The organism is Lysinibacillus sp. NPDC086135 (genome assembly GCF_044746345.1).
Taxonomy (GTDB): domain Bacteria; phylum Bacillota; class Bacilli; order Bacillales_A; family Planococcaceae; genus Lysinibacillus.
In genome coordinates, this window is sequence record NZ_JBIVCA010000014.1 from 70,521 (window position 1) to 94,744 (window position 24,224).

Genomic DNA, 24,224 nt, shown 5'->3' on the forward strand with positions numbered 1-24,224 from the left:
AATGATAATTCTACTCAAAGTGATGGTAATAGCAATGCCGGGAATGCTTCTCAAAGTGCAAGTAGTAGTAATAATGATAATTCTACTCAAAGTGATAGTAATAGCAATGCCGGAAATACTACTCAAAATGAAAGTAGTAATAATAACGAAGATTCTATTCAAAGTGCAAGTAGTAGCAATAGCGAAAATCCTTCGCAGAGTGTTAGTAGCAGCGATACTACACAGAATGATAGCGATACCGGCAATACGCCAAACAGTGATAAAAATAAAAATTCATCAGAAAATTAACAGTATAAAGGCATAAAAAAATGATGACCCTATCATATCAAGGTCATCATTTTTAATTGCTATTAAATGGCATTAAATATGATATTCAATTTGATCGACGAAATCCCATTCGTATGGCGTTTCTTGGTAAACATAGTAGTTCAACCAGTTTGAGAATAATAAATGTGTATGGGCACGCCACGTATTAATCGGTTCATTTGCAGGATTATCATGTGGGAAGTAATTCACTGGTACCTCAATATCTAATCCTTTCGCAACATCTCGACTATACTCATCAGCTAAAGTCGTTGCATCATATTCAAGATGGCCCGTAATCATAATGTTTTTATTATCCTTAGATTGCACAATAAAAACACCAGCATCTTCAGAATAAGATAGTAATCGTAAATCAGGATGGCTTAGTACTTCATCAATTGATACGGATGTATATCGTGAATGTGGTGCAGTAAATGAATCACTAAAGCCACGTACTAAATCCACTGTTAAATCCGTAATAACATGGGAATATACACCTGAGCATTTAGCAGGAAGTCCAATTTTACCGATACCGTAATGATGGTATAACGCCGCCTGTGCACCCCAACATATATGTAAAATCGATGTTACGTTTGTCTTAGACCAATCCATAATTTCTGAAATTTCCTGCCAGTAGTTCACTTCTTCAAATTCCATTTTTTCTACTGGTGCACCTGTAATGATCATACCATCATAACGGCGATGACGGATTTGATTGAAGGTCGTGTAAAATAACTGTAAATGTGATTTACTGACATTTTTCGATTCATGCGTAGCTGTATTTAAAAATGTAATATTCACTTGTAACGGTGTATTCCCCAATAAACGAAGTAATTGCAGCTCTGTTTTTTCTTTTTCTGGCATTAAGTTCAAAATTAATATATTTAACGGACGAATTTGTTGCGTTTTCGCTCGGTCCTCTTCCATAACGAAGATTTTTTCCTCACGTAAATGTTCTCCAGCTGGTAAGTTTTTCGGAATATTAATTGGCATCTTGCATTCCCCTCTCTTTTATTTCTTTTGTTACATCAATGCACGGGCCCTGCACAAAGCTCAAATATCAAACGATGAAATTAAAAAATCCCCCTCATTCCATATGAGATAGAATGAGAAGGATTTTTCCACGTTCACTCTTATCTCTCAAAGGATAAATCCTTTGCTGGAATTAGCACCTTTCTAACTTTCGTTAGAGGTTGCTGAAGCGTCATCGGGCCAAATCCCTCAACTTCTCATGATAAGATTATTTAATTAAAAAGAATTGTAACATGAACAATTAAGAATATCAATAATACATAGAATATTTTGTTATTAATCATGCATGTCATTAGTTTGGGAGTAATACCTTTGTTTTTTTAGTTTATTCCACTTCTTATAAAATCTATGTAATTTTTATTATAACTCATACTTCTGATAAAAAGAAGTGTATAGAATTTCAAATAAAAAAGACTGCTCCTTTGGGATGATTTACAGCTCTACTATTTCTACTACATCAAACGATTGATGACGCTCAAGACCAAACAAATCATTATCATAACTTTCAAAGTAAACACTTGCTACATTGTCGAATGACCATTCTTTTTTCTTGAACGCTTCAAGATTGTCAAATAAGATATCTAATAATAACCAACCCTTATCATATTCTTTATGTTCTATTCTATGAGTGTGAATGATATTGTTAGTATCCATAAACACGATATTCTCAGCTTGCTCAAATCTTGCATTAGTTGTTCTCATTGTTAGTGCTACATTTATCATATTGTTTAACCTCTTATTCATAGATTGTTAACTTTGCTTTTGATGTTGCAACCTTCACAAGAGCTATAAGCTCGAACACTATACCGTCATTGGCTCGGTATCACAGCGCATCATTGAGTATGTACTTTTTAAGATAAAAAAACTAACATCATTGACAATAATTACTCTGTAGAGTACTATTTAGACATAGCTAAATAAGACTTTTAAAAAGCCTTTAAACCAACATTTAAACCGTTCCCCAACGAAAAATGCTTATAAATAGGTCGTATTTTTATTGTCTTTTTTAGCTAATAACCTAGCTTATGAGATGATAATAACCTAACAAAGTACCTAAGTCAACTGTTTTTATCTAGTTGTGTACTTTTTTGTTTATGTTTTGTCTTATGCGAAAAGGAGATTATCAATATGACAATGTTTGCAAGGATAAAAGAGTTAGCAAAAAATAAAGATAAAAATCTAAAACAAGTGGCTTTTGATATGGGATTTGGTGAGAATTACTTTTATACTTTGAAATCACAAAGTCCAAAAGCAGAAACATTAGAAAAGGTAGCCGATTATTTCAATGTATCTGTAGACTATCTACTTGGTCGTACAGATGAAAAAAGAAGTTTCTATAGTGCTGTAAGTGAAGATATTAGTGACGCAGATACACGTACACTTCAAAGAGCAGTAAATAAAATGACACCCGAAGAAAGAAAGAAAACCATTGCAATCTTGGGAGCTGTCTTCGATGGTTTGTTCGATAGCGAAGATTAGTACTAATAAATTAGTTAAATAAAAATAAAAAAGGCTATCTCAATTAAGAGATAGCCTTCAATACGTCATTTATTCTTTTAGGTAATTTCAATGTTTTTTTAGGTTTTTCAATTTCAATAATATCTATAGGTTCAAAAGCTTTAAGATATCCACCTGTAGTAAAGTAATTCCTTTTTGTCACTAGAATATACTCCCTATTGGGCTTAGGTTTCCCAGTAAACCTACTTTCCCATAAACTTACAGGTACAGGTCTTTCAATAACACTTTTTTCTCCATCGGGCTTAATGTGATCATCCTTTAGAACGTAACAATCAACGTTACCGTCTACTTTTATTACTTTGCCTATATCATCTCTATCAAAATAAGTCTTACTAAATATCATATCTTTCTGATTATCTTCAACTAAATACTTTTCAATGTACTTGTTATAAGTAGTATCAACCTTTGGACTAATCGTTTCAGCATTTGCAACTTGATTACCTGCAATCAATAATCCTAATGATAGTACACCTGCTACTAGTAGTTTTTTCATAATGCGTCTTCTCTTTTATATGTATCTAGACACTTATATTGTATACTGTCTTAGAGATAAAGTTAAGCGTTTCACTGAAAATATTTTACTCTTTTGTACCTATGATGGAATTTTAACCAGTACTCTTTACATCTAGTATCTTCTTACCTATTGATTCTATTTCTATTGAGTTTATCATTCTTCGTATTCATCCTTATCCCCTTTTCGTGCTTCATCATATGTTGTGCCTTTTGCAAAGAAGAATATAATTACAGCTAATATAATTGACTGAATAAATTCTACTTGCAATACACCTGTTAACGATAAAATAACAAATAAAATAGTTACTAGAATTGCAATCACATTTCGAATGCCTAGTAACTTAGATAGTTGCTCTATTATTCTTTTCTTCATAAGAACACTTCCTTATTTCTGCTTGAGTCTTTCTTCAATTGCTCCAATACGTAAGTTGTGAGCGCTCATTTCAACTTCATGCTTCTGTACAGCATCATTTGTTTTTTTCTGCTCTTCTCTTATTTCTCTTTGGTCTAGTTTAACTTCGTCTAGATGATTATTTAATACCGTAATACTATTATCTAGATTAGTTAGAGTAGTATTAACACCTACTGACATCTTCCAAAGAGCAAATAAACCACCACCGATTACCCCTGCAATGGTGATTATATAAGCCCATGCTTCTAGATTCATTCTTTTACCTCTTCAACCTCTTCTGGTTGTTCTTCATCAAAGACTGGTAGTAATCCGCTAAATAAACTAGATGACACTAGAATACCGCTAAAGTTTAAATATACCTCTCGTGGAGAGTTTAATAACTGAGAGATTGACTCTATATCTATTTCTGCACCAGATAAGTTGTATGACATTCCATTTTTAAGTTCTAATTTGTATTTCATGCTTTCTTCTCCGTTTCTTGTTTTATCCTTGATATAATAGTGCGTATCGACCACCGTCAACATATAGCCTGCCTGCTTCACTTGCGTTCTTATTATGACCAGACCAGTTAGCTCTAATATTTAAACCGTTGATACTTGTTGCTTCTACATTTAGTCCTGTTACATAAACACCGCTAAAATCTACACTTTGAGCTTGACTAAACGATACTTGACCTTGCAGATTCACATATTGACCACCAAGCCATAGAGTACTGTCAGCTTGTACGAATAAGTCGCTAGAGCTATTATAAATTTGTGTTCCTGGATAAAAATGTATCTGATTGTTTTGTCCTCGCCCATAATCCATATAAATATCACTACCAACATATAAATCTGTACCAACATTAATATTTGTTCTACCTGTTATTGAACCAGAAGCAATTACAGCACCATCTAGATTGATACTCTTAGCTTGAATCTGTACATAGTCTGGTGTCTGGTTAATCATAGATACAACTTTTTCACCTTCGTTATATTTAACTACTTGAGTTTGAATATAGCTATTTGTCTGTGTGATATTTGATTCTGCCCTATCAGCTTTACTGCCAACGTCTCTAACATTAGATTCAATTCTATCTGCTCTAATAGTAAAATCAGACGACATGTTATCAACTTTATTGTTAATGCTTACTTTGAATTGTTCTGACGTTAATGTTAATTCAGCAATAGACTTATTAGCTTCATCTACTTTAGCACTAATCTTTCCATCTTCTATTTGTAGCTGAGTTAATTGCTTACCAACTCTTTCAACTTCCATAGTGATACGGTCATTAGTTTGGTGAAATTTAGAGCGTACAATATCCTTATTGTTATCCATTTCAATCTTCTGATTAACTAAGATGTCAATGAAGTCTTTAGGAATCATATTGCCTAGTACAACTTTACTTGTCTTAAGTTCACCGTCTACTAAAGTTTTAGTTTGCTGTAGGATACGAGTTTGTAACTCAATATCTAATGGCTCGTGAATTAACCATACACGTTCACCTAGTTCTTTATTAGTTAGTTCTACTGCATCTAATTCAAACGATAATTCTGGTTCATCTTGAATAGAAGCTTTGATATGTTCCAATAGTGCATCTGCATGTGTAAATCTATCATCATGAACAGGTTCAGCTTCTCGTTTACCAAACTTTTCAGCGTAAGGTGACGTATAAGATACCCACAGTTTGTCAGCTCCATATCCTTCGATATAGGTTTTCAAGTTACTAGTATTCTCGTGTCTTGATAATGCCACTACATTTTGTTTGTAACGATACTGAGCATCATAGTCACCGCCTATTTTGTTAGAAAAGTGAATATGATTATTTGGCATGATTTGATATTCGCATTTGAATACAGTGCATAATTGCTGTACTAATGCAACTACATTGTTCTCGCCAAAGTTAGGAATCATTTCATGCCCTTGGACAGTACTAGTAAAATTCCAATTCGTACCTTTGAAAACAAACTGTGCAAACTCATCAAAGCTACGTGTTCCACCGTATATTTCATTCTGTCTTTTGTCGTTTAGGTTAAAGAATATAGATATTGCGATTACTTCTTTTGAATAGCTAGTTTGTTTTACTTCTTTAATGCTAAATTCATAATCTTCTATTGTAATGATTGACTCAACCGTTAATAGGTGATAGCCATGGTTGTTCTCAACGTCAAAAGAGGTCATGGAAAGAACAAACTCTCCATTAACCTCTTCGTTGATTTCCAAGCTCTCTACACTATTTAAAGGTTCTGCAATCGTTCCCTTAGTTACATATAGCATATAGTTAACTCCTTATTTATTTTTATTCATACGCATAAATTGTATATTCTGTTGAATCTCTCCGTAATGGTAAAAAGAAAGAATTAGAATTTCTACTGATATCTGATATATTAATCATGCCATTGTCATTTTGTACAGAAGCAATAACACTACTACCTGCTGTGCTAACCTTATTTGGATATACTATAGTTGAGTTGGTTGTATAATCAGTTCTATAATTTGTTGGATGTGCTATAATCATACTAGGCGTAAAACCAATAGCGTCAGAATATATTGTAGTATAGTACAATGCTTGCGGCTGATTCTGATAATCAGGAAAACCTCTAGATGTACTTGAGCTTGTAACTTTACCGACATATTGTCTTTTACCTGCGGGTATCTTACCAATATTTTGTGCCATTGTTGCGAACTCTGCTGTAGGACTAGTAGTCACACCTTTACGGGTAATGGCGTTCGCAACTTCTTTTTTACCATTACTTACATATTGAAAAAGCGTATTATAATCATCTTCATTTAGAATCTTCTGCCATGTTCCCCAAGCGCCATTGGATAAACTTAATCTTTTCCACATTGCAATTTTGCTATCACCTGAGTGTACGAATGTTTGTACACAACTTTTAGCATATGCATCTGTACCCATTTCAACGATTAGCCATCCAACACTACTTATTGCTTTAGGTGGCTTATTTGTTGCACCAACTTTATCACAAAAGTATGCGCCATTAGTTGTAACAGCGTTGAAATCTACTGCGCCTATTAAAATAGTATCTTTGATACTATTTAGTTTATTTTTTACTGTTACAATATCTATCTTTAATTCTCTACCCTTATTTGCTGATAGCGCTTCACTCTTACTTGAAGAATCAAAACCGTCTACAACTTCGACTTTAGCATCATCGATTTCTTTTTGAAGAGAAGGAGCAAGTTGTTGCTTACTCACTTTGTTCCCGTTATATGCCATATATTACTTACCATCTCTTTCTTCAACGTATTTATTCCATGCTAGTTTAACCATGATACTCAAATTGAAAAGGTCTGGAATATTTCCCATAGTAATTTCTCCATGTGATAGTAATAAGATATAGCCTTTTACAATTTCGCTATCTTCTTTAAATTCAAAAGCCATATTACTTCAATCCTTTCATAGTTATTGGCATCATTAACTCACTTACCATTTCCATCATTTCAGCATCTTTCTTAGCTTGTTGAATGATATGTTTCTCCAAGACTGTTAATTCTGGTTCTTCAAACTTAGCACCATAAAGTAATTTAAAATCTGAGAAGTCTTTAACGCCTCTGAACGATACAACCTCTTGACCTTTTGTATAGCCAATGATGTAATCATTTCCTTTTACAAATTTCTCTGCTTTATACTCTTCTTTGCCGACTCTTAATGTTATCATCGAATTATACCTCCTGTAGTTTGAGAATCTCCATTTGTTGAAGTCATTGATACTGAACTCTTAATTACCTCTGCTCCATATGCTGATGTAATACCATTTGTATTGCTTTTTCCTACGATGCTATTCAATAATACTCTAGATAATTCATCTGCGTATACTGCTGTCTTCTTATCCCAAATTCCAGAAGAATTAAGGAATACTGTAGAAGATTTTGGATATAATCCGATAGAGCCTGCTCCGTACATATCTACACCTGTAACAGTAATATAATGACAGTTGTCGATAACTAGACCTTCACTGCTTCCAGTTAAACTTAAGTAGTACATACCTATTTTTACTTGACAGTTTAATACATAAACACGAGAGATATTAGTAGCTCTCCTATTGCCTGTATTAACTGACGTAATATTTAAACGACCCCTACCAACTTTACCATTTATTACTGCGCTCTCTGAATAGAAACCTTCTTCGAGATAGACTGTAATAGAGTGGTCAATAATTTGTGGTAATTTATCAATAGCAAATTGTATAGTTCTATAAGGCTTTCCTTTAGTTCCGATACCACTAACGTCACTACCTGTTTCAGAAGACACAAAGATATCCATGTTTCTATTTGTTGTTCTCGGTGTAGATTGTGCAATTGAATATTGTTTAGGATATTCAGTTAATGTAATAACATTGCTCATTGGGTAATTATAAACATTAGCGTTAGCTATAACATTCCATGCATTACCTATTACTGTTTGATAAGACATCTGTACAGATAGATGGTTTTTTCGTTGACGTTTGATGATGCCGAATTTAATATAGTTTGTGTCAACAATAGCATCTTTAATATAGAAGTTATCAGCAAAGGTAGTAGTCATTGATACAATATCAACTGTTTGGTGATACAGTCTTCCTTGTTCAGTTGCCCCAACATGAAACAATATTTCTGCTCCACCTGTTGCATCTGAATTTGCATATGATGACACCATTGTAAATTTAAAGATCCCTGTTACAGTTAGACTTAACGGAATTACTACCTCACACAGCTCAGACGTTGTATCGTTTTCAAAGACATGGGAATTAAACTGTTTAACCGCAAATGTGTTATTTAAGTTAAAGTACATATTATCTTTATTAAAAAAGTTATTCTTAAGAGTTTTATCTAGTTCTTCTTTAATAACAACACCTTGACTAGCTGATAATACTTTTGTTTTATCTGCTGTTGTGAGATTATCTACAATTTCGGCTTGACCGTTCTTAATGAAGTCTTGAATATCTTGACCTAATTTAGATAGAGCAATAGAGCCATCTGTAAGTTGTGTACCTGAAATCAAGCTTCCTACTTCTGCAAAGTTCTTGAATACTAAGATATTGACATTGTTATCTTCTTTAGTTACATCTGGGGCATCTGGAATTGTTAATGTATATCCTGTAGCCGCATCACCTGTTAGAGTGTATGAAGTGGGTTCTAAATATACTGTATTGTGGAATACAATCATAGAGTCAGATTCATTATCAAATCGACCTTGTGGGATATCCCATACCTTCTGATTGTCTGTTGTTGTTTGTAATGCTGTAGGTAGAATAGTAGTATTTACTGTTCCACCATCTCCGCCAACCTTGGCAATATCAATACCATGGTTGCGTAAAATTGAACCTATATCCAAATTAATTTCTCCCTTCTTATAACTTGACTGTACCGATTACAGCACCGCTAACATTAAAAGTTAGTTTATACTTTAACGATAAGTCGTTTCCTTCTGTATCTTTTGTTAAAACTGTTAAGGTGTCATATACACCAGAACCTTGTGTAGATTCAGATAGTTGAGTTGTTGTATGGTTGTTGTCTTCATAAGCGACATCTTTATATAAACGTGTATTAGGAATAGGATTAGACATATTAAATGTACTATCTCCACCATGAGCTAAGAAGTTTCTATTATGCTTTTCTAACTCTTCTGTGATTAAGCTAGTATTGTCTGCTACTTCTTTAATCTTGTCGTCTACTTCTTTACGATTGTAGGCATCAACATCATGAGCGTTTAGTTTAATATCGCCTCTAGTATCTGGGAATAAACCGTTAATACTAGCTACAGCCCCTTGACCGTCAATACCTTTACGTGCTAATAGAATCCAGTCTTCTTTATTGTCCTCAGAAGGTGTAACACCCATTACGTTACGTTTAGCTTGCCATGTAGAGCCGTTATAAGTTACAACGTTGTTACGGAAGTAATCTTTGTTTCTATCAAATTCTTCTGCACCTGTCCAACCTTTAACTTCATTTACTACTAGCTTTACTTCGTCTGTAGCATCTTTAGCATCTTGTGTAGCCTTTTCAGCATTCTTAATTGCTGTATCTACTTCACCAATCTTAATATCAACTCGTGAGTTAGTATCAGTAATTAGTTGTGCTACATCTTTATTGTTCTGTTCTAGTGATTGAGCAATGTCTAATTGACCTTGTGCTACTGCATCTGAAACTGTTAGTTTCATATTGTCAATAGCTGAATCAACTGCTACTTTATTATCTGCTGTTGCTTGAGCGCTTGCTTTGATTGCATCATCTACACGCTTAATTAAAGCTTCTGTATCAATGTCAAGTTTATCTAATGCATCTTGAACGTCTTTACGTGCATCTGAGATTAAGTTATTGATAATTGTTGTATTATCTGCAAGAGCATCGCCAATTTTCTTTTCTCCTGCTTTGATTGAATCCTCTAAGTGTTTTTCTGCAACACTGTATTCATCAATCATTGATTGAGCTGTGTCTTTTAACTTTTCAACTTCTGCGTTCATATTGAATAACGTTAGATTCATAGAATCCATTAAGTCATTCATATTGTCTAAAGCTTTAAGTGCATCTTTTGTAGCCTGCTTAGATTGTTCTGTAGCCTCTTGAGCTTCAAGTGTTGCTTTGTGTGCTTCTTCTGCTGATACATTAGCTGTATCAATTGCTGTTTGAGCATCTAATACGGCTTGTCCTGCCTTGTCACGAGCATTTAATGCAACTGTCAAAGTTTGGTCTACGTTTTCTTTAACCTCATTAACACGGTCTAATGCAGTTGTAATAGCTTCTAAGATATCCTCAACATCCGCATCTCCTGCTAACATGTTGATTTCGTGTTGTAATGTGTATATACCCATTTCAATCTTATCCCAGTTTTGGTTAAGTAAGATACGTTCTTCACGATTAATTGGGTTACCTGTTCTGTTTAGTGATACTGCCAATTTATTTACTCCTTTCTATAAGTACAAGAAGTTAAAATCAAATGAGATAGAATTTACGCTACCACCTTCGATCACAAACTTATTCTCGCCTTTTGCTAATGTGATTAACTCTTTTTTATTTCGTACATATTTAAATATACTTTGTCCGTTCTTCTTACACGTTGTACCAATTATTTGTAGATTTTCATTGCTACTCAAGCTTGTATCAATAACATATTTATCACCAGTAGTTAAATTTGTTATAGTGACACTTGTAGCAAATAATCCATTCAAGTTTATTTTTAAGTAGTCTTGTCGTGGGTCAATATCTGCTGTTCCTAAATTAATAACTGAGAAGCTATTTGTATTTGTAAATGTGTAAGCTATATCTTCATCCCACGTAATTTCACCATTCCATGCAAACATATCTATATCCCATTCTTTTGAGAATTTAGAAGTTGGGAATGTAGAAAGCCCACACACATCATCACACATGAATTCGATTATAAATTCATCCATGTGCATATTTACAGGTAGATTAATACTTCCATTCATTCGAACTTTATATTTCTTATAAGGTTCTGTTTTAAAGATGATGTAAAACGCATCATTACGTGTGAACAATGCGTTAATTTCATCCCTCAGTAAATAGAAGTCATTTATATCGTACGAATCATAAATGAACCGTACTGATATGATACGTTCTGTATACATACTTTTTGTAATTAAATTTCCACGTCTACCATCAATATGAACCGTTTCATGTTCAATATTAATAGATGGTATATTGTGTTCTAATCGGTACATACTATTCTTAAAAGTATCTATTCTAGTACCGTCCATTAATTCCATAATCAATATAGATTAACTCCTTTCGACATAGCTTTACGTTGTGCTAATGCTTGTTGTGCGTTACTTACTGAATTAGTTGTAGCCTTACCAACTAATGTGCTATCCATGTAAATGTCTTGTGGCATTACATAGATTACAGGTTGTTGGCTTGCTCCCATTTGAGACGCTATACCTTTACCAATTCCACCTAATACCTTAGGCGTTAATGGTATAACTGCCTCTGCTCCTGCTTCTCCTACACCATGCATACCGCTTGCTGTTGGAAATAAAGTAGGCGTATCAAAGACACCACCTTTGGCGTGCCAAGAAACATCGAATCCATTTGGATATGAAATAGTTTTACCGAATACTTCTTTGCTACCAAACGTTAAATCAAACTTAGGTAACTTAGGTTTTGGAATCTTAATTTCTGGAATCTTAAGGTTTCCGAACCAATTAACAACGTCATTAAATCCATCTTTGAAGAACTTAATAGTATCATCTACTGGTTTCTTAATAGCATCATAAACGCCTTTACCGAAAGCTGTAGCACCTTTTACAATGTAACCCCAGATTTTAGCGATATCATCACCTAGCATTTGCCATTTAGATTTTACTTCACCAGTCTCCCAGTTAACTTCTGCAACATGTTCTTTAGCTTGACCTTTGGCTTCTGCTACAACTTTGTTATGCATTTCTTTAGCACTAGAGATTGATTCGTTCTTACCTCGTTTAGCCTCTTCAATCATTGCATCGGCTTCTTCTTTGGTGATAGATTTATCCTCGTCACGCATTCTAGTAATGGCTTTAACACGCTCTTTATATGTTTCTTCTGCATCTTTAATAGTTTTATCTCGTGCTTCTTTAGAGTTCTTAACTACTTCTGCCGCTGATTGAGCAGTTAGAGCAGATGCATCGTTTTTCATTGTTTCGAGAATGAACTTTTGGTCTTCTTCTGATTCAGATAGATACTTAATACCTTTATCTCTCATATCAAGTTGAATAGCTTCAATTGCCGCGGCTTCTTGCTCAGTAATACCGCGCTTTTCATTTACTGCTTTTGTCATAATTTCTTTAATCTTAGCTTGACCTTCTGTTACTGCTTTCTCTTCTGCTTGTTGTTGCTTCTGAGTTTGAGCCATGATTTCAGCTTCACGCTCTGCTGATAAAGCATTAGATTCTGCAAAGTAAGTCTTTTGACCTTCTAATTGTTGAGCATGTTGCTCTTTCATATTACCAAGAATCTGTTCTGCCATCTGGTTAGTTGTATTAACCATTCCATCTGCCATTTCTTTAGTAACAGTTTCACCAGACCATGCCATTTGCTTAAGTGAGTTCTCAGCACCTTTTTCGAGTTCTAAGAAGCCACCAACAGCTTTAGCCGTTCCTTCTGATACAGATTCAGACCAATCTGTCACTTCTATTGCTGATTGACTCATATGTTCATTTAATGCATAAGCACCAACTCCTAAAGCCGCAATAGCCGCAATAGCCCAACCAATGGGTCCCGATAATACTGCAATAGCGCCACCTAAAATTTCAACTGCCGCACCTGCTCCACCTAACAATCCTATAAAGGAACTAATAGCGGGCATGAGAGTGGCAAATGCTCCAACTAATGTTCCTAGAACACCTACAATAGCAACCAATGTTCCTGTCAACTTTGGATTCTCTGCTACCCAATCTGCAATTTTAGCTACTACTTCTGCTAAATCTGCCAATACAGGAGCTAAAGAAGCCTTGATTTCATTCATTGCTTGCGATAGTCTGTAAGCAGGGTCAGCATCCATCTTGCTAACATCGTCTGTGAGTTTGCCTTGCATATCCGCTGTAGTCTTCATATGCTTATTCATATTTAGAATAGTTGCAGATATATTATCACCTTGGTCTTCCCACATAGTACCAAAAATCTCAGTTCCTAGAGTGTTACGTTTAGTATCGTTTTCAACACTCATAAGAGCTTTAGTCATATCTTGGAATGCTTTATTACCTTCTTCGCCACCTTTAGCGATAGCAACACCCCAGTCTTCGAATGCTTTAGTAGATAACCCTGCATCTCGTACTGCATTAGCTTGAGCTTTGTTTAACCCTTCACCAAATTCTGTAGCACGAATACGACCTTCTTTTAAACCGTCTAAAAGGTTGTCGATATTCCATGTACCAGTTTCAACACCTGCCGCAAATAGTGCTTGAATCTGTTCACCGTCATATCCTGCACGTTGTAGCTGATTTCCGTATTCTGAGATGATATCTAATTGTTCTGGTGGGAATCCAATTGCTAGTAATTGGTTAGTTAGCGCTAGAGCATCCTTTTGAGATATACCAAGCTCTTTACCAATTTCGTGTGTTTCTTGAATTAGTTCTTTGAAGTCTATTTCTTTGTAGGCACGACTAATCATAGAAGCGCCTTTGATTATCTCTTGGTTTGTAGCCATAGACGCGTCTTTATTCAACGTCATTTGTCTACGTACACCTTCATAAGCGGCTTCTTCGTCACCTATAGCGGATGTTACGTCCATAATAGACGAACGAACCTTCTCTGCATCTCCGCCTTTTAATCCCATTGAAATTTCAATATTAGTATTAAGAGTTGATACATCTAAGGCTTCATGAATCATTGCCGCTAAGCCGCCGCCTGCCGACATTTTATTACCAAATACGTTTACTTCGTCTCCTGCGTTTTTGGCTTCTTTAGCAACTTTAGATAAATCCTTTTGTACTGCTTTAAGACCTCGTTGGTCAACTTTAGATAAAGCGTGTTTCATCTTCTCGAAGTCCATAGATGAACCTAGAGCAGTTTTACCCATCTTCTCTAATGCCGTTTCTAATTGCTGTGAGCTTGCTCGACCTTCTTTGATGGCATTTGTCAGTGTAGTTCCTAGAACGTCTGAAAATGTATCTACAGAAGTGCCAGTAGCTTCGAAGAACGTTTTCATGTTCTTAGTAGATTCAGCTAAAGCATGATGTTCATTTCTTGTGCTATCCATCTGTCCTTGGTAAGACTTAAGAGCAGATTCAGTTAATGACAATTCACGTTGGAAAGCTCTATATTGTTCTTCACCAATTCTACCAGATTGGAATTGTTGTTCTACTTGTTGCTGTGCTTGTTTTAGAGTGTCAAGTTTTTCTTTTGTATTACCAACTTGTTTCTCTAGTAGTTGCATCTTTTGAGCGTACATCTCGGTTGAATGTGGGTCAATCTTAGCCGCTTTCTCAACTTCTTTTAATTCTTTCTGAGTCTTTACAGCTTCCTTTTCAACCTTTGATAATGCTTTGTCTAAACCTGTCGTATCTCCGCTAATATTAAATGTGATACCCTTAATTCCTTTACCTGCCATGTATTAAGTTTGCTCCTTTCTATAATTTGTAATCATAGAAAATCACAAATTGAATCTTCTATGTATGAAAAAAAGGGAACTACTCTTTTTGAGTAATCCCCTAGTAGTTTAATTCTTTAACATTGCGTTTATATCCGCTTGAGTAGCTTTAACTACTTTAGGTTTATCTCCATCTTTAGGACGTTTCATTTCAAAGTATAAATCTATATGTTCTAAAACCATTCCTATAGACATCATATCTAATTCATCAAATGATAATTTAGACTCTTTAGCCATTAATAGATATATCGCTGTTTCTGGGTCTTCATTTATTTCTTCGTTGTTCTTGTTGCCTTTTTTTTAGGTGCTGTAAAGTTAGCTTGGATTAATGGTAATACTTCGGCAAAGACATCCATTACTGGGAAACCTTCGTCAAAGCTATCTAACCAATCATTCATTTCTGGAATATCTGGATTACCTTTCTTAGCTAAACAATATACCATTTGATAGAACTCAAGTGAGTCGAATGATTCACCAGAAACTTTAGCCTTTTCAAGATTCATGAAATCTTTTAAGAAGTCTGCACCTGCGAACATTGCTCGATACATTAATGGTGTCTGTCCTGTGATTTTAAATAATATCTCTTGTTCATATACTTCAATTAGTTTTTCTGCCATGGAATAGATTCCTCTTTCTTATTTGCTATTGTTTTGCTTTCTTATCTTCGCCTGGGTCTACTACTGGAGGGATTGCTTCTGGTTGTACAACTGCTTTAAAGAAGTTATCGTAAATAGTTGCTTCTGTAGCATCACCAGTATTCCAACGAATAGCTTTATCATTAAGACGTGGTTTAGCTGTAAATGTTAATTCTTGACCTTCGATTTCAATTGATTCTGCAACAGTGTTAGCAGTTTGAGTAGGACGAGCAACAGCACAGTTGTAATATACGAAACGTGTTTGAGTTGCGTCACCGTCTACTTCAAACATTAGAGCTACATCTTTAGGACGTGCGTCTGCTGTTTCTAAGAAGCCACCATTAACCATTTTCTCACCTAAAACTTCTGTGCGTAGTTTGTCAGTAATCATAGCAATGTTAAGAGTACCTTCATAACCATTGTTCGCAAAGCGTGAGAAGTAAACACCGTTATCAGCGTAGAATTTAGCTTCGTCACCAACTGGGTTAAGAGTTAATGAAACGCCGCCTTCTATACGTACTGGTGTATCATATTTGTAAGAACCATCCGGATCACGTTCGAACGTTGCGTAATGTACATTTGTTAAACCGAATAATACTGAGTTTTTAGTCATAGTAAATTATGTCTCCATTTCTTTATTTTAATAGTTGTATTGTGTAAAATCTTTGGTATAAATCTTGAGCTGTAATAAACAACTCGTCAGTATCGTAGAAGATACCGTTTAGATCAAACTCATCTTCAATTTTCTTTTCCAACGCTAAGTCTTTTTTGTTTGTATAAACTTCAATACGATAAGTTAAAACCTTTTTATATACTCTATTGTCTGCACCAAAGTTATCGGAATCTTGTTCAAGATAAGCCATAAAAGGAGGAGCAGGAGCAGGCGTATTTTCGTTGTGAGTGAAATGAGAGTAAACAACTGGAATCCCAATCTTAGTTAAAATAGGTGGTAATTCTTTTAGTGTTATCATAGGCTCTCTAATCTCCTTTCAAATTCTCGAATAGCCTCTTGTTCTGCATCCTTAATATGAGGGAATGCTTGCGCTCTAGAACCGTCTCTGTTTACGTGACCATGCTCTAATAAGTGTGTTAGTTGATAATTTGTAGCATTATAAACTGTATAGTTCTTACCAACTTTTTTGACACGCCATCCTTTAGCGTAATCACCGCCGCCTGCATAATGACCAACAGGAGATTTACTCTTTAACCGTTTAACAGACATCTTAGTAACATCCTTAGCAGCTAGTTCTACTTCTTCTGATACATACTTAGAAAATCTCTGTAACTCTTTAACTATTTCATTGGCAAAGTTATCTATACTCGTCATACAACCCTACCTACTTTACGCTGAGTATATAATTCAATGAACTCACCTTTATCATAGGAGCGATAGATTGAATATTTATTACCTTTGTAGATTAATGTATCTTCATTTTTATAATCAGCCAAACGAACCACGAATACATATTCAGGTTTAGTGCCTTGCTGTCCTGCTATGTAAAACTCATACCGTCCTACACTCTTCTTTTCACAGAATAGCTCACGTTTAGTTTCAACTTTGACTTCCTGCAACATCTCATCTTTTTCAATTGTGTAGCCAACTAATTTAACAACTTCGTTATACATCATTTTGTGTATTCCTCACTTAATGTCAGATGTCTTTTAAGTGCTTCATATGATAGTTTGTACTTCTCGCTATCTGTGTTAGCCAAACCAAATTCAGATTTAGCATATAAAACAATTGAGCGAGTAATTAACTTGTCATCCTCTGTTTTACTTGTTGTGTTTACACCAGATAACTCTAAATCCAATAAACATGCGTCAATAATGTCTTGAACTTCACCATCGAACATTGTATTTTGAATACGTAATGCGAACTTTACTTTATCAAGCATTTAAGCATCACTCGTTTTCTTAGTTCGTGTGTTACGTTGAGAAGGTTTCTTTACTTCTTCTTTTGGTTCTTCTTTTACTTCTTCTTTAGTTTTTTTATTCAATTGCTCTGTATTAGAATGAGGAATAATTAAACCTAGAGAAGCTAAATATTGAATACGTTCATAATCTTCACAAACAAAATAATGACTAGGAATCATCATATTCCCAGTCACCTTGTCTTTGAAGAATTTAGTTACTAAATGTTTCAATTATTGCATCTCCTTTTGTTCTATTATTAAGCTTCTGGAACTAATGCAACAAATGCATCTTCTCGTGTAACTTTGCCATCTAGGATAGTGTGTCCTAAGAACTCAGTTGTACGAGCTTTAAGGTTTTTGTCTGTCTCTACAGATACAGGCTTTTGTGTGTTTACAGCGTAACCAACAGATGGCTTACCAATAACAATAACGCCATCTGGACAACCGCCATCAGTTTTTACTGGTAAACCAAACACACGTCCTACCCCTCCAACTGTTTCATCATTAATGAAGATTGGGCGTTTATTTGTATCTTGGATTGTAGAAAGTTCTTCCCATAAAGTTTTGTTGTTTACATATACTGCCGCACCATTTTGGAATTGTGCAGGTAATTTAGCCATTGCTTTAGTCATTGTGTCATAAGCAATATGACCTTTATATTCTACTGTTTGTCCTGCTGTTTCTAACACTTTAACAACACCTTCTAATTCTTCGTCTGTAGAAGCATCACCGATAAATACAGATTGACCAACGAAAGCACCAATACGGTCAACTAATTCACCTTTAAGGTATTCCATGAATGCAGGAATAGACATTGCTTCGATTTTGAATGATACTTCGATAAGTTTAGAAACTTCAATTCCTTTAAGAGTAACACGAGCCATTTCATTTTCTTCTACTACTGTAGTTGCTTTCTCTTTGTAACCTTTAGCATCACCAGATTTGATAGCTTTGTGTTTTGGTAAATGCATGATACCACGAATGTTATATTTCTTAGCATCACCGAAGAATGGATATTGCTCACCGACTAATTCAATGATTTCGTTCATTGTAGTCTCAGGGATTACAACACCGCTATCTTCTGCATAAGTGACATTTGACAATTCTACTGCTGACATTTTTGTTCCCATTACTGATTTAGCAAAAGCATTTACTAGTAATTCTTGTTTACTCATGTTCTGTAGTTCCCCGTTCTGTTCAATTGGTTGTACATTTGATAATCCTGACACTGAGACAGATTTATTCTCTAAATCTACTGTGCCTTGTTCTTTTAAAGAATTTAAGTTTGCAAGCTCACGAGTAACATTCTCAAACTTTGCATCTAATGCTTTGATTTCATTTTGCTTAGCTGTAGAGTCTTCGAATTTGCCTTTGTTGATTAAGTCCTCTGCTTCTGTTACTAATACATTGCGTTGTTCTAAATACGTTTCTTTTTTCATCTGTTAGTGAATCTCCTTTAGTTTAAGTAAATTTATTTGAGCCATATGTTTGGCTTTTTCCGTATTGATTTTCTTTTCGTTCTTCATGTCATTAAATTTGTTGATAGCTTGTTGAGGTAACATTTCCGCATTATATGAAGCTACCAGTGACATAGGGTTGACTGCTTCTTGCTTATGTGCGCTCTTCTGGAACATAATGTTATCAGCGAATCCTAACTCAACAGCTCTCTCTGCGTTTAACCATGTTTCTTTGTTCATCATTGCTAAAATTTCTTCTTTGTTAATACCCGTTTTAAGGACATAGGCATTTGCTAGTGCATCTGTTGAGCTTTTAAGGATGTCAATTGCTTGTTCCATGTCTCGATAGTCTCCACTATTAGTAATTGACACATTGTGAATCATCATTTGAGCAATAGGAGACATATAGACCTCATCACCTGCCATAGCAACAATAGAAGCGCTAGAACCTGCAAACGAATGAATTTCAATAGTAACCTTGCCTTGATATGTTTTAAGAGCTGTGTAAATCTCAGCACCCGCAAAAATCGAGCCACCATGACTGTTTATGATTACCTTTACATCTTCTCCGTTTAGATGTTTTAATACATCATTAGGACATGTTGACTCAATCTCATAAAAGTCATAGGCTTCTTTTTTGTCATTTAAAATAATTATTCCGTTAATATTAATCGTTTTCAAAACTATTTCTCACCCCTTTCTGAGGTTTAACCTGTTCTATCTGTAGTTTTTCCTGTGTCTTTCCGAAGTAGGAACTCATCTCCATTGTCGTGTGGAGCATAGCCTAAAATGTCTCGAATCTCATTAGGGTTTAGAATAGCTCTATCTGCTAATGCCCCTAATGCGATTTTACTAGTCATACTAGCAAACATTAGGTTCTTAGAAATGAATCGAATCTCGTTTCCATAGCTTATTTCTTTACGTGTAAATAGCTTATAGGTAAATTCTTCTGATAGTTGAATTAAGATAGGTTCAATCGAAGACTCATAGAAAGCGTTCCACTCATTTTCATCAAAAGAAGCGCTGACAATCTTCTCATTAATACCAAAGTAGTTATAAATACGTTTTGCATTTTCCTTTTGGAATTCTTTATCAGGCATATATGATTTAGGTTCTACTCGTTCTGCATCCACTTTATTATCAATGCCTGCCGCCCCACCGTATTCACTATCAATATTTAAGAATGAATCTGTAAAACGTTTCGTTTGTTTCTTTACGTCATCTTCTGTTAAGTTTGCTTGATACTTTAGCAACCATTGAACAACATTTGAATTCTTGATTGCTTTGATGATTCCTTTATCGACTGAGTTTACAACTTGCATTAATGAAGCCAATGCCTCAACATTAGATGAACCGAACATATCGCTATCGTTAAAATCTTGACGTAAATGAATAACATCCTTATAATTAAAAGTAGCAATCTGACCGTTCTTTTTGATTGTGAATCGTAGAAACGTATCGTTACTACTTGCTAAGACTTGAACATTAGTAGCAATGATGGGATACAATCCAATAGGATAGCCGTTATCATCACGATTGATAAAGATATAAGCGTTATTATTTAGTTCTAATTGTGTGACAGTCTTTTCTAGTAACTGTTGCATTCCCATGATAGGGTTAGGACGTTTTAGAAGCATCTTCATATAGAAATCTGGATTGATTGTTGTGTTATCTCCTGATTTTCGAACATGTTCTGCTGTAGTTTTTGCTACTGCTTTTGCTTTCGCTCTGATTACTGAGCGAATGATATCATTTTCATAGATATTACCATCCCAATTAAAATAAGAGTCGTTTTCATCAGAAGTCAGCATTTTAACCTTCTGACTTTTTTTCGTTGTGTTACTTTGATTGCTTTTACCGAAGCTGAATAAATTCAATTTCTCACCTACTTTCTAAGTTATCTAATACGATTTGAATATTCATTCCTATTATTCTCTAATACTGTGAATGCATCTAACAAAGCCGCTGTTCCGTCAATACGTTTCGATTTGTTTTCCCCTTTGATTGGTTTAATATTATCGTTATCATCGACTTTAGCGTGTGTGTTATGCAAGCACCATTTAGTAATAGGATTGTTGTTGTAGTTAACTTTCTTCTTCTTTAGAGAAGCTCCTAAATTATACATAGGGATACTCAAAGTTTGCGCTCCTTGAGCAATTGGAATCATTGTTGAGCGTCCAAATTCTTGTTCCATGTCTACAATCCACTGTGAAGACTCGTAACGGTCATATCCAATGTAATACATATGACACTTGTACTCTTCTTGAACCTCTTTAAACCAATTCAGAACGTCTGTAGGGTTAATAATATTACCCTCACATAATCGCATATGACCTTGTTGTACAAACATATCGTAAGGCATGTTATCCTCTTTAATACGCTCGTCTATCCCATCCTCTGGAAGCCAATACATATGTTCAACATAAATCGTATCATCATCAGGCATCATAAATAAGAAACAAGCCGCCGTTAAGTCTGTTGTACGAGACATATCGACACCACCAATCCCATATTTAGGTTTAAGCTGTTCAACATCAAATGTAGCCTCGTTATTTACTTGGTCATATGTTAACCATGCAACATTACCACTGTGTCGAATATTAAAGTCTTTAGTTAGTAAGTTTGGCATATTCAAAGGATTGTTTATTGCTTTGTTGTATCGCTTCTGAATATAGTCTAAACTCTTAACTGTTCCTAAAGTTGGATTAGCTTTATACCACATTGCTTCGTCATGTATTTCTTCTGCATTATCTAATTCATAGATGATAGGTAATACGGAATCATCTGTATAAGAACCATCTGAATAACCATTGATTAAATCTTCACATTCTTGATACTTTAAATCATAAATACCATTACGAACGTATCCTGCTGTTGTCATAATGAAGTTTAAAGGTTGTTTACGTGTAGACATAGAGTCAACAATTACATCGTAAAGGTTTTTATCCTTCCAAGCGTGAATCTCATCCATAAATGAGCCATGAGCATTTAATCCATCCAGTGAGTTTGAATCACTTGATAGAGGCTTATAAACACCTTCACCCATTGGATAACGAACTTCACCAATACGACATTCTAAACGCTTAGAGAGTACAGGAGACTTCTTAATCATCTTTACAGATTCTCCCCAAACAATTTTAGCCGCATCCTTCTTAGTTGATACTGCGTAAACCTCTGAACCGCCTTCATTATCAGCGATTAATAAGTAGTTTGCTATTGCAGAACCTAAAGTAGACTTACCTGCTTTACGTGGGATGATTAAAACTAACTCTCTAACCATTCTGTAGCCTGTTTCTTTATCAATCATGCCAAATGTAGCACCTAATAATGCTTTCTGCCACAATTCAAGAATAACAGGTTTACCAGACCATTCACCTTTTGAGTGTTTACAGAAGTTTTCTACGAATTCAATAGCTTTGTTTGCTTTTGCTGAATCATATTTATATCTGCATTTTGGGTCATTTATTTTACGTACTAATTCTTCGTATACTTTCCTTACTTTTTCACTTGCTAGAATTTCACCAGATTCAATCTTTTCATAGTATTCTATTACTGGATTGTAACTTAGTGGATATCTATTAATAGTAGGTTTCTTCTTAGCCATAGATTAGCCTCGATTCCATTCATCGAAGCCATCATCTTTAATTACATTAGCTTTAGTTCCTAACACTTCAATGATTTGTTTCATAGTAGTTTTATAGTCTTTAACTGTTGTAGCGTATAAACGAGCTGTAGGACGTTCTCTTTCATAGGGATTTGAGCCGTCTGGATTCTGAGTAAACTTTTCAGTGTATCCATTTTGAAGCAAATCAGCCTCAAAAATCTCGCATTGAATTTTTAAGAAGCCTGCTCTATCAATTAGACCTTCTACAGCTTTCAATTTGTTATCGTCAACCTCTGCCGCTTTCAATATACGCTTAAGGCGATTCTTCTCAGCCGTAATCAGTTCAGATTTTGTCTTCTCTTTCTTAGTAGCCACAAATATCGTCTCCTTTCGTATAAAGTAGCTAGCGTTATAATATTCTTGTCTAAAAATGATGGGAGGGGGTCTAAAAATGAGACGTGTGTTACACAGAAAACACTCTCATCGGTCTCTAGACAACTTCTTAAAAACCTTTTGAAGGGGGGCTTTATATTTTCCCCAAATTCATTCTCAAACTTTATTTTTTAATTTTATTTTTAATTTGAAATTATTTATATTCATCATTAGTAAACATTTCATTTTGCTTTCTAATTTTAAATCTTAATTTTATTCAAAAGAAAAGATAGGCAACCATACATATAGTACAGTCCCCTACCTTCATCAAACTTCTTTTAAACAATATAAAACTTAAAACATTCTCTTGCCATTCTCGTCAATGATTACATTGTTACCATCATATAATCTACTAATTGTCTTGCCTGCTTCTATTCTCTTACCCAACTCATGAACAGCATAGCAATTAAAAGGCTTACGATATACATTACCCAATGTGTCATAGAGTATTACTTCATTGTCTTCAACTATAACATTGTCTTCAACTATAACCTTTTGCGCTTTGATTATGACTACATCATTAGTTACTGTATTCACTACAACATACAACTTATCCTTAGGCTTAGGTGTGTCTGACAATACCTGTACGTCTATACAAGTACGTCTATCGAGTATGTCTACTACTCCTGCCGTATCCATAAAAGTATAGTGTCTATCTGAATATAGTACATAGTCTGCTGTTACTGTACTTGTATTGCCTAACGTGTTCTTACATACATACCTTGGCATATGTCTATCATCTCCTAATCAATCTCACTTAAAGGAACGTACTGTCCACGACTATTAAACCCATAACCTTCCTGTGTGCTACTCTTATCTGCCTTACTAAACGTTTTGCGATTATGGTGGAATAAACAAAGGAACTGAAAATTATCAGGATTTAAAGTAATATTAGTATCACTAATGTTCTCACTGTTAATCTCAATAATATGGTCTAAGATATATCCTCGTTCATACAATCCCTGCCTTAAACAATGTTCACACAATCCTGCAACCTCAGGACTTTCAATATAGTTCTTTCTAGCTTTCTTCCATTTAGCACTTGCATAGAACTTCTTGGCTTCTGTTGTATGCTCTCTTACCATTCGTGTTTATCAAACGCTCTCACAACTCGTTTAGTATTCGCATTAGCTACCATAAGAGTTATTACATGTGTTGCAAATGAAAATAGAAGTGGTGTGAATACGTCTATCCAACTTGCTGTAGTAAGTTCCAATAATTTTAATGCAAGCAATATTACAAATACAAAATTAAAAATCCAACTCATGATTATTTTTCTCCTTGTTGTTATGTATAAATAGAAAAACCCCTCATCTTAATATGACGAGAAGTCTACTTTATTC

The 24,224-nt window shown here is 34.8% G+C and carries 31 protein-coding genes, 1 pseudogene and 1 riboswitch; of the genes and pseudogenes, 2 read left to right on the forward strand and 30 right to left on the reverse strand.

The window, feature by feature from the left end:
- A pseudogene (locus ACIPKN_RS17820) lies at positions 1–288 on the forward strand (hypothetical protein); the annotation flags it as partial.
- 72 nt (positions 289–360) lie between these two features.
- Here the strand turns inward: ACIPKN_RS17820 and metA are convergent.
- On the reverse strand, positions 361–1,296 hold the full coding sequence (gene metA, locus ACIPKN_RS17825; protein ID WP_132360682.1) for a homoserine O-acetyltransferase MetA: 936 nt from the start codon (positions 1,294–1,296) through the stop codon (positions 361–363).
- Positions 1,297–1,433: 137 nt separating this feature from the next.
- Positions 1,434–1,544, reverse strand: a riboswitch (SAM riboswitch).
- A gap of 223 nt (positions 1,545–1,767) precedes the next feature.
- Complete coding sequence (locus ACIPKN_RS17830; protein ID WP_400938489.1) at positions 1,768–2,037, reverse strand: hypothetical protein; 270 nt, start codon at positions 2,035–2,037, stop codon at positions 1,768–1,770.
- 426 nt (positions 2,038–2,463) lie between these two features.
- Between ACIPKN_RS17830 and ACIPKN_RS17835 the strand changes: the two genes are divergently transcribed.
- A complete protein-coding gene (locus ACIPKN_RS17835) occupies positions 2,464–2,814 on the forward strand; it encodes a helix-turn-helix domain-containing protein (protein ID WP_400938491.1) in 351 nt (116 codons plus the stop codon).
- 43 nt (positions 2,815–2,857) lie between these two features.
- Here ACIPKN_RS17835 and ACIPKN_RS17840 read toward each other — a convergent pair whose 3' ends face one another.
- The 28 genes from ACIPKN_RS17840 to ACIPKN_RS17975 form a co-directional block, all read right to left on the reverse strand.
- Complete coding sequence (locus ACIPKN_RS17840) at positions 2,858–3,346, reverse strand: hypothetical protein (RefSeq protein ID WP_400938493.1); 489 nt, start codon at positions 3,344–3,346, stop codon at positions 2,858–2,860.
- A gap of 174 nt (positions 3,347–3,520) precedes the next feature.
- A complete protein-coding gene (locus tag ACIPKN_RS17845; RefSeq protein ID WP_400938495.1) occupies positions 3,521–3,739 on the reverse strand; it encodes a hypothetical protein in 219 nt (72 codons plus the stop codon).
- 12 nt (positions 3,740–3,751) lie between these two features.
- Positions 3,752–4,033: a hypothetical protein gene (locus ACIPKN_RS17850; RefSeq protein WP_400938498.1), complete on the reverse strand. Its 282-nt coding sequence runs from the start codon at positions 4,031–4,033 to the stop codon at positions 3,752–3,754.
- On the reverse strand, positions 4,030–4,239 hold the full coding sequence (locus tag ACIPKN_RS17855) for a hypothetical protein (RefSeq protein WP_400938500.1): 210 nt from the start codon (positions 4,237–4,239) through the stop codon (positions 4,030–4,032). The genes ACIPKN_RS17850 and ACIPKN_RS17855 overlap by 4 nt, the downstream gene beginning before the upstream one ends.
- 22 nt (positions 4,240–4,261) lie before the next feature.
- Positions 4,262–6,034 carry a phage tail protein gene (locus tag ACIPKN_RS17860; RefSeq protein ID WP_400938502.1) on the reverse strand — a complete coding sequence of 591 codons (1,773 nt, stop codon included), beginning with the start codon at positions 6,032–6,034 and terminating at the stop codon, positions 4,262–4,264.
- Positions 6,035–6,056: 22 nt separating this feature from the next.
- Positions 6,057–6,995 carry a pyocin knob domain-containing protein gene (locus tag ACIPKN_RS17865; protein WP_400938504.1) on the reverse strand — a complete coding sequence of 313 codons (939 nt, stop codon included), beginning with the start codon at positions 6,993–6,995 and terminating at the stop codon, positions 6,057–6,059.
- 3 nt (positions 6,996–6,998) lie between these two features.
- Complete coding sequence (locus ACIPKN_RS17870) at positions 6,999–7,160, reverse strand: hypothetical protein (RefSeq protein ID WP_400938506.1); 162 nt, start codon at positions 7,158–7,160, stop codon at positions 6,999–7,001.
- 1 nt (position 7,161) lies between these two features.
- Positions 7,162–7,437: a hypothetical protein gene (locus ACIPKN_RS17875; protein WP_400938508.1), complete on the reverse strand. Its 276-nt coding sequence runs from the start codon at positions 7,435–7,437 to the stop codon at positions 7,162–7,164.
- Positions 7,434–9,092 carry a hypothetical protein gene (locus ACIPKN_RS17880; protein WP_400938510.1) on the reverse strand — a complete coding sequence of 553 codons (1,659 nt, stop codon included), beginning with the start codon at positions 9,090–9,092 and terminating at the stop codon, positions 7,434–7,436. The genes ACIPKN_RS17875 and ACIPKN_RS17880 overlap by 4 nt, the downstream gene beginning before the upstream one ends.
- Before the next feature lie 16 nt (positions 9,093–9,108).
- Positions 9,109–10,653 carry a hypothetical protein gene (locus ACIPKN_RS17885; RefSeq protein WP_400938512.1) on the reverse strand — a complete coding sequence of 515 codons (1,545 nt, stop codon included), beginning with the start codon at positions 10,651–10,653 and terminating at the stop codon, positions 9,109–9,111.
- A 15-nt stretch (positions 10,654–10,668) separates the two neighbouring features.
- Positions 10,669–11,484, reverse strand: coding sequence for a distal tail protein Dit (locus tag ACIPKN_RS17890; RefSeq protein WP_400938670.1), 816 nt, complete (start codon positions 11,482–11,484; stop codon positions 10,669–10,671).
- A gap of 2 nt (positions 11,485–11,486) precedes the next feature.
- On the reverse strand, positions 11,487–14,801 hold the full coding sequence (locus ACIPKN_RS17895) for a phage tail tape measure protein (protein ID WP_400938514.1): 3,315 nt from the start codon (positions 14,799–14,801) through the stop codon (positions 11,487–11,489).
- Positions 14,802–14,909: 108 nt separating this feature from the next.
- A complete protein-coding gene (locus tag ACIPKN_RS17900; RefSeq protein WP_400938516.1) occupies positions 14,910–15,077 on the reverse strand; it encodes a hypothetical protein in 168 nt (55 codons plus the stop codon).
- A 32-nt stretch (positions 15,078–15,109) separates the two neighbouring features.
- The gene (locus tag ACIPKN_RS17905; RefSeq protein WP_400938519.1) at positions 15,110–15,457 is read right to left on the reverse strand and encodes a hypothetical protein; all 348 of its coding nucleotides are present in this window, start codon (positions 15,455–15,457) and stop codon (positions 15,110–15,112) included.
- Positions 15,458–15,482: 25 nt separating this feature from the next.
- Positions 15,483–16,088: a major tail protein gene (locus ACIPKN_RS17910; RefSeq protein ID WP_400938522.1), complete on the reverse strand. Its 606-nt coding sequence runs from the start codon at positions 16,086–16,088 to the stop codon at positions 15,483–15,485.
- Positions 16,089–16,110: 22 nt separating this feature from the next.
- Entirely contained in the window at positions 16,111–16,446 is a 336-nt protein-coding gene (locus ACIPKN_RS17915; RefSeq protein WP_400938524.1) for a hypothetical protein, read from the reverse strand.
- Positions 16,443–16,802, reverse strand: coding sequence for an HK97 gp10 family phage protein (locus ACIPKN_RS17920; RefSeq protein WP_400938526.1), 360 nt, complete (start codon positions 16,800–16,802; stop codon positions 16,443–16,445). The genes ACIPKN_RS17915 and ACIPKN_RS17920 overlap by 4 nt, the downstream gene beginning before the upstream one ends.
- Positions 16,799–17,104 (reverse strand): phage head closure protein, encoded by a 306-nt coding sequence (locus ACIPKN_RS17925; protein WP_400938529.1) that lies wholly within the window; start codon positions 17,102–17,104, stop codon positions 16,799–16,801. Before ACIPKN_RS17925 ends, ACIPKN_RS17920 begins: the two co-directional genes overlap by 4 nt.
- Positions 17,101–17,370: a phage head-tail connector protein gene (locus ACIPKN_RS17930; protein WP_400938531.1), complete on the reverse strand. Its 270-nt coding sequence runs from the start codon at positions 17,368–17,370 to the stop codon at positions 17,101–17,103. The genes ACIPKN_RS17925 and ACIPKN_RS17930 overlap by 4 nt, the downstream gene beginning before the upstream one ends.
- Entirely contained in the window at positions 17,371–17,619 is a 249-nt protein-coding gene (locus tag ACIPKN_RS17935) for a hypothetical protein (RefSeq protein WP_400938534.1), read from the reverse strand. It lies immediately after the preceding gene.
- A gap of 26 nt (positions 17,620–17,645) precedes the next feature.
- Positions 17,646–18,827, reverse strand: a complete 1,182-nt coding sequence (locus ACIPKN_RS17940) for a phage major capsid protein (RefSeq protein ID WP_400938537.1) — start codon at positions 18,825–18,827, stop codon at positions 17,646–17,648.
- A gap of 3 nt (positions 18,828–18,830) precedes the next feature.
- Entirely contained in the window at positions 18,831–19,526 is a 696-nt protein-coding gene (locus ACIPKN_RS17945; RefSeq protein WP_400938539.1) for a head maturation protease, ClpP-related, read from the reverse strand.
- 26 nt (positions 19,527–19,552) lie between these two features.
- Positions 19,553–20,722: a phage portal protein gene (locus tag ACIPKN_RS17950; protein ID WP_400938542.1), complete on the reverse strand. Its 1,170-nt coding sequence runs from the start codon at positions 20,720–20,722 to the stop codon at positions 19,553–19,555.
- A gap of 20 nt (positions 20,723–20,742) precedes the next feature.
- Positions 20,743–22,449, reverse strand: a complete 1,707-nt coding sequence (locus tag ACIPKN_RS17955; protein ID WP_400938544.1) for a terminase large subunit — start codon at positions 22,447–22,449, stop codon at positions 20,743–20,745.
- Positions 22,450–22,452: 3 nt separating this feature from the next.
- Entirely contained in the window at positions 22,453–22,824 is a 372-nt protein-coding gene (locus tag ACIPKN_RS17960) for a hypothetical protein (RefSeq protein ID WP_400938547.1), read from the reverse strand.
- A 351-nt stretch (positions 22,825–23,175) separates the two neighbouring features.
- On the reverse strand, positions 23,176–23,610 hold the full coding sequence (locus ACIPKN_RS17965) for a hypothetical protein (protein WP_400938549.1): 435 nt from the start codon (positions 23,608–23,610) through the stop codon (positions 23,176–23,178).
- 14 nt (positions 23,611–23,624) lie between these two features.
- On the reverse strand, positions 23,625–23,966 hold the full coding sequence (locus ACIPKN_RS17970) for an HNH endonuclease family protein (protein WP_400938552.1): 342 nt from the start codon (positions 23,964–23,966) through the stop codon (positions 23,625–23,627).
- A complete protein-coding gene (locus ACIPKN_RS17975) occupies positions 23,960–24,148 on the reverse strand; it encodes a hypothetical protein (RefSeq protein WP_400938554.1) in 189 nt (62 codons plus the stop codon). Before ACIPKN_RS17975 ends, ACIPKN_RS17970 begins: the two co-directional genes overlap by 7 nt.
- Positions 24,149–24,224 lie beyond the last annotated feature (76 nt).

Bases quoted from the DNA above. Each gene is read 5' to 3' on its own strand.
- ACIPKN_RS17970 (WP_400938552.1), bottom strand. From the start codon at position 23,966: ATGGTAAGAGAGCATACAACAGAAGCCAAGAAGTTCTATGCAAGTGCT.
- ACIPKN_RS17835 (WP_400938491.1), top strand. From the start codon at position 2,464: ATGACAATGTTTGCAAGGATAAAAGAGTTAGCAAAAAATAAAGATAAA.
- ACIPKN_RS17895 (WP_400938514.1), bottom strand. From the start codon at position 14,801: ATGGCAGGTAAAGGAATTAAGGGTATCACATTTAATATTAGCGGAGAT.
- ACIPKN_RS17965 (WP_400938549.1), bottom strand. From the start codon at position 23,610: ATGCCAAGGTATGTATGTAAGAACACGTTAGGCAATACAAGTACAGTA.
- ACIPKN_RS17910 (WP_400938522.1), bottom strand. From the start codon at position 16,088: ATGACTAAAAACTCAGTATTATTCGGTTTAACAAATGTACATTACGCA.
- ACIPKN_RS17850 (WP_400938498.1), bottom strand. From the start codon at position 4,033: ATGAATCTAGAAGCATGGGCTTATATAATCACCATTGCAGGGGTAATC.
- ACIPKN_RS17855 (WP_400938500.1), bottom strand. From the start codon at position 4,239: ATGAAATACAAATTAGAACTTAAAAATGGAATGTCATACAACTTATCT.
- ACIPKN_RS17875 (WP_400938508.1), bottom strand. From the start codon at position 7,437: ATGATAACATTAAGAGTCGGCAAAGAAGAGTATAAAGCAGAGAAATTT.
- ACIPKN_RS17900 (WP_400938516.1), bottom strand. From the start codon at position 15,077: ATGGCTAAAGAGTCTAAATTATCATTTGATGAATTAGATATGATGTCT.
- ACIPKN_RS17955 (WP_400938544.1), bottom strand. From the start codon at position 22,449: ATGGCTAAGAAGAAACCTACTATTAATAGATATCCACTAAGTTACAAT.
- ACIPKN_RS17870 (WP_400938506.1), bottom strand. From the start codon at position 7,160: ATGGCTTTTGAATTTAAAGAAGATAGCGAAATTGTAAAAGGCTATATC.
- ACIPKN_RS17845 (WP_400938495.1), bottom strand. From the start codon at position 3,739: ATGAAGAAAAGAATAATAGAGCAACTATCTAAGTTACTAGGCATTCGA.
- ACIPKN_RS17915 (WP_400938524.1), bottom strand. From the start codon at position 16,446: ATGATAACACTAAAAGAATTACCACCTATTTTAACTAAGATTGGGATT.
- ACIPKN_RS17890 (WP_400938670.1), bottom strand. From the start codon at position 11,484: ATGGAATTAATGGACGGTACTAGAATAGATACTTTTAAGAATAGTATG.
- ACIPKN_RS17840 (WP_400938493.1), bottom strand. From the start codon at position 3,346: ATGAAAAAACTACTAGTAGCAGGTGTACTATCATTAGGATTATTGATT.
- ACIPKN_RS17865 (WP_400938504.1), bottom strand. From the start codon at position 6,995: ATGGCATATAACGGGAACAAAGTGAGTAAGCAACAACTTGCTCCTTCT.
- ACIPKN_RS17940 (WP_400938537.1), bottom strand. From the start codon at position 18,827: ATGAAAAAAGAAACGTATTTAGAACAACGCAATGTATTAGTAACAGAA.
- ACIPKN_RS17905 (WP_400938519.1), bottom strand. From the start codon at position 15,457: ATGGCAGAAAAACTAATTGAAGTATATGAACAAGAGATATTATTTAAA.
- ACIPKN_RS17920 (WP_400938526.1), bottom strand. From the start codon at position 16,802: ATGACGAGTATAGATAACTTTGCCAATGAAATAGTTAAAGAGTTACAG.
- ACIPKN_RS17830 (WP_400938489.1), bottom strand. From the start codon at position 2,037: ATGAGAACAACTAATGCAAGATTTGAGCAAGCTGAGAATATCGTGTTT.
- ACIPKN_RS17860 (WP_400938502.1), bottom strand. From the start codon at position 6,034: ATGCTATATGTAACTAAGGGAACGATTGCAGAACCTTTAAATAGTGTA.
- ACIPKN_RS17975 (WP_400938554.1), bottom strand. From the start codon at position 24,148: ATGAGTTGGATTTTTAATTTTGTATTTGTAATATTGCTTGCATTAAAA.
- metA (WP_132360682.1), bottom strand. From the start codon at position 1,296: ATGCCAATTAATATTCCGAAAAACTTACCAGCTGGAGAACATTTACGT.
- ACIPKN_RS17930 (WP_400938531.1), bottom strand. From the start codon at position 17,370: ATGCTTGATAAAGTAAAGTTCGCATTACGTATTCAAAATACAATGTTC.
- ACIPKN_RS17925 (WP_400938529.1), bottom strand. From the start codon at position 17,104: ATGATGTATAACGAAGTTGTTAAATTAGTTGGCTACACAATTGAAAAA.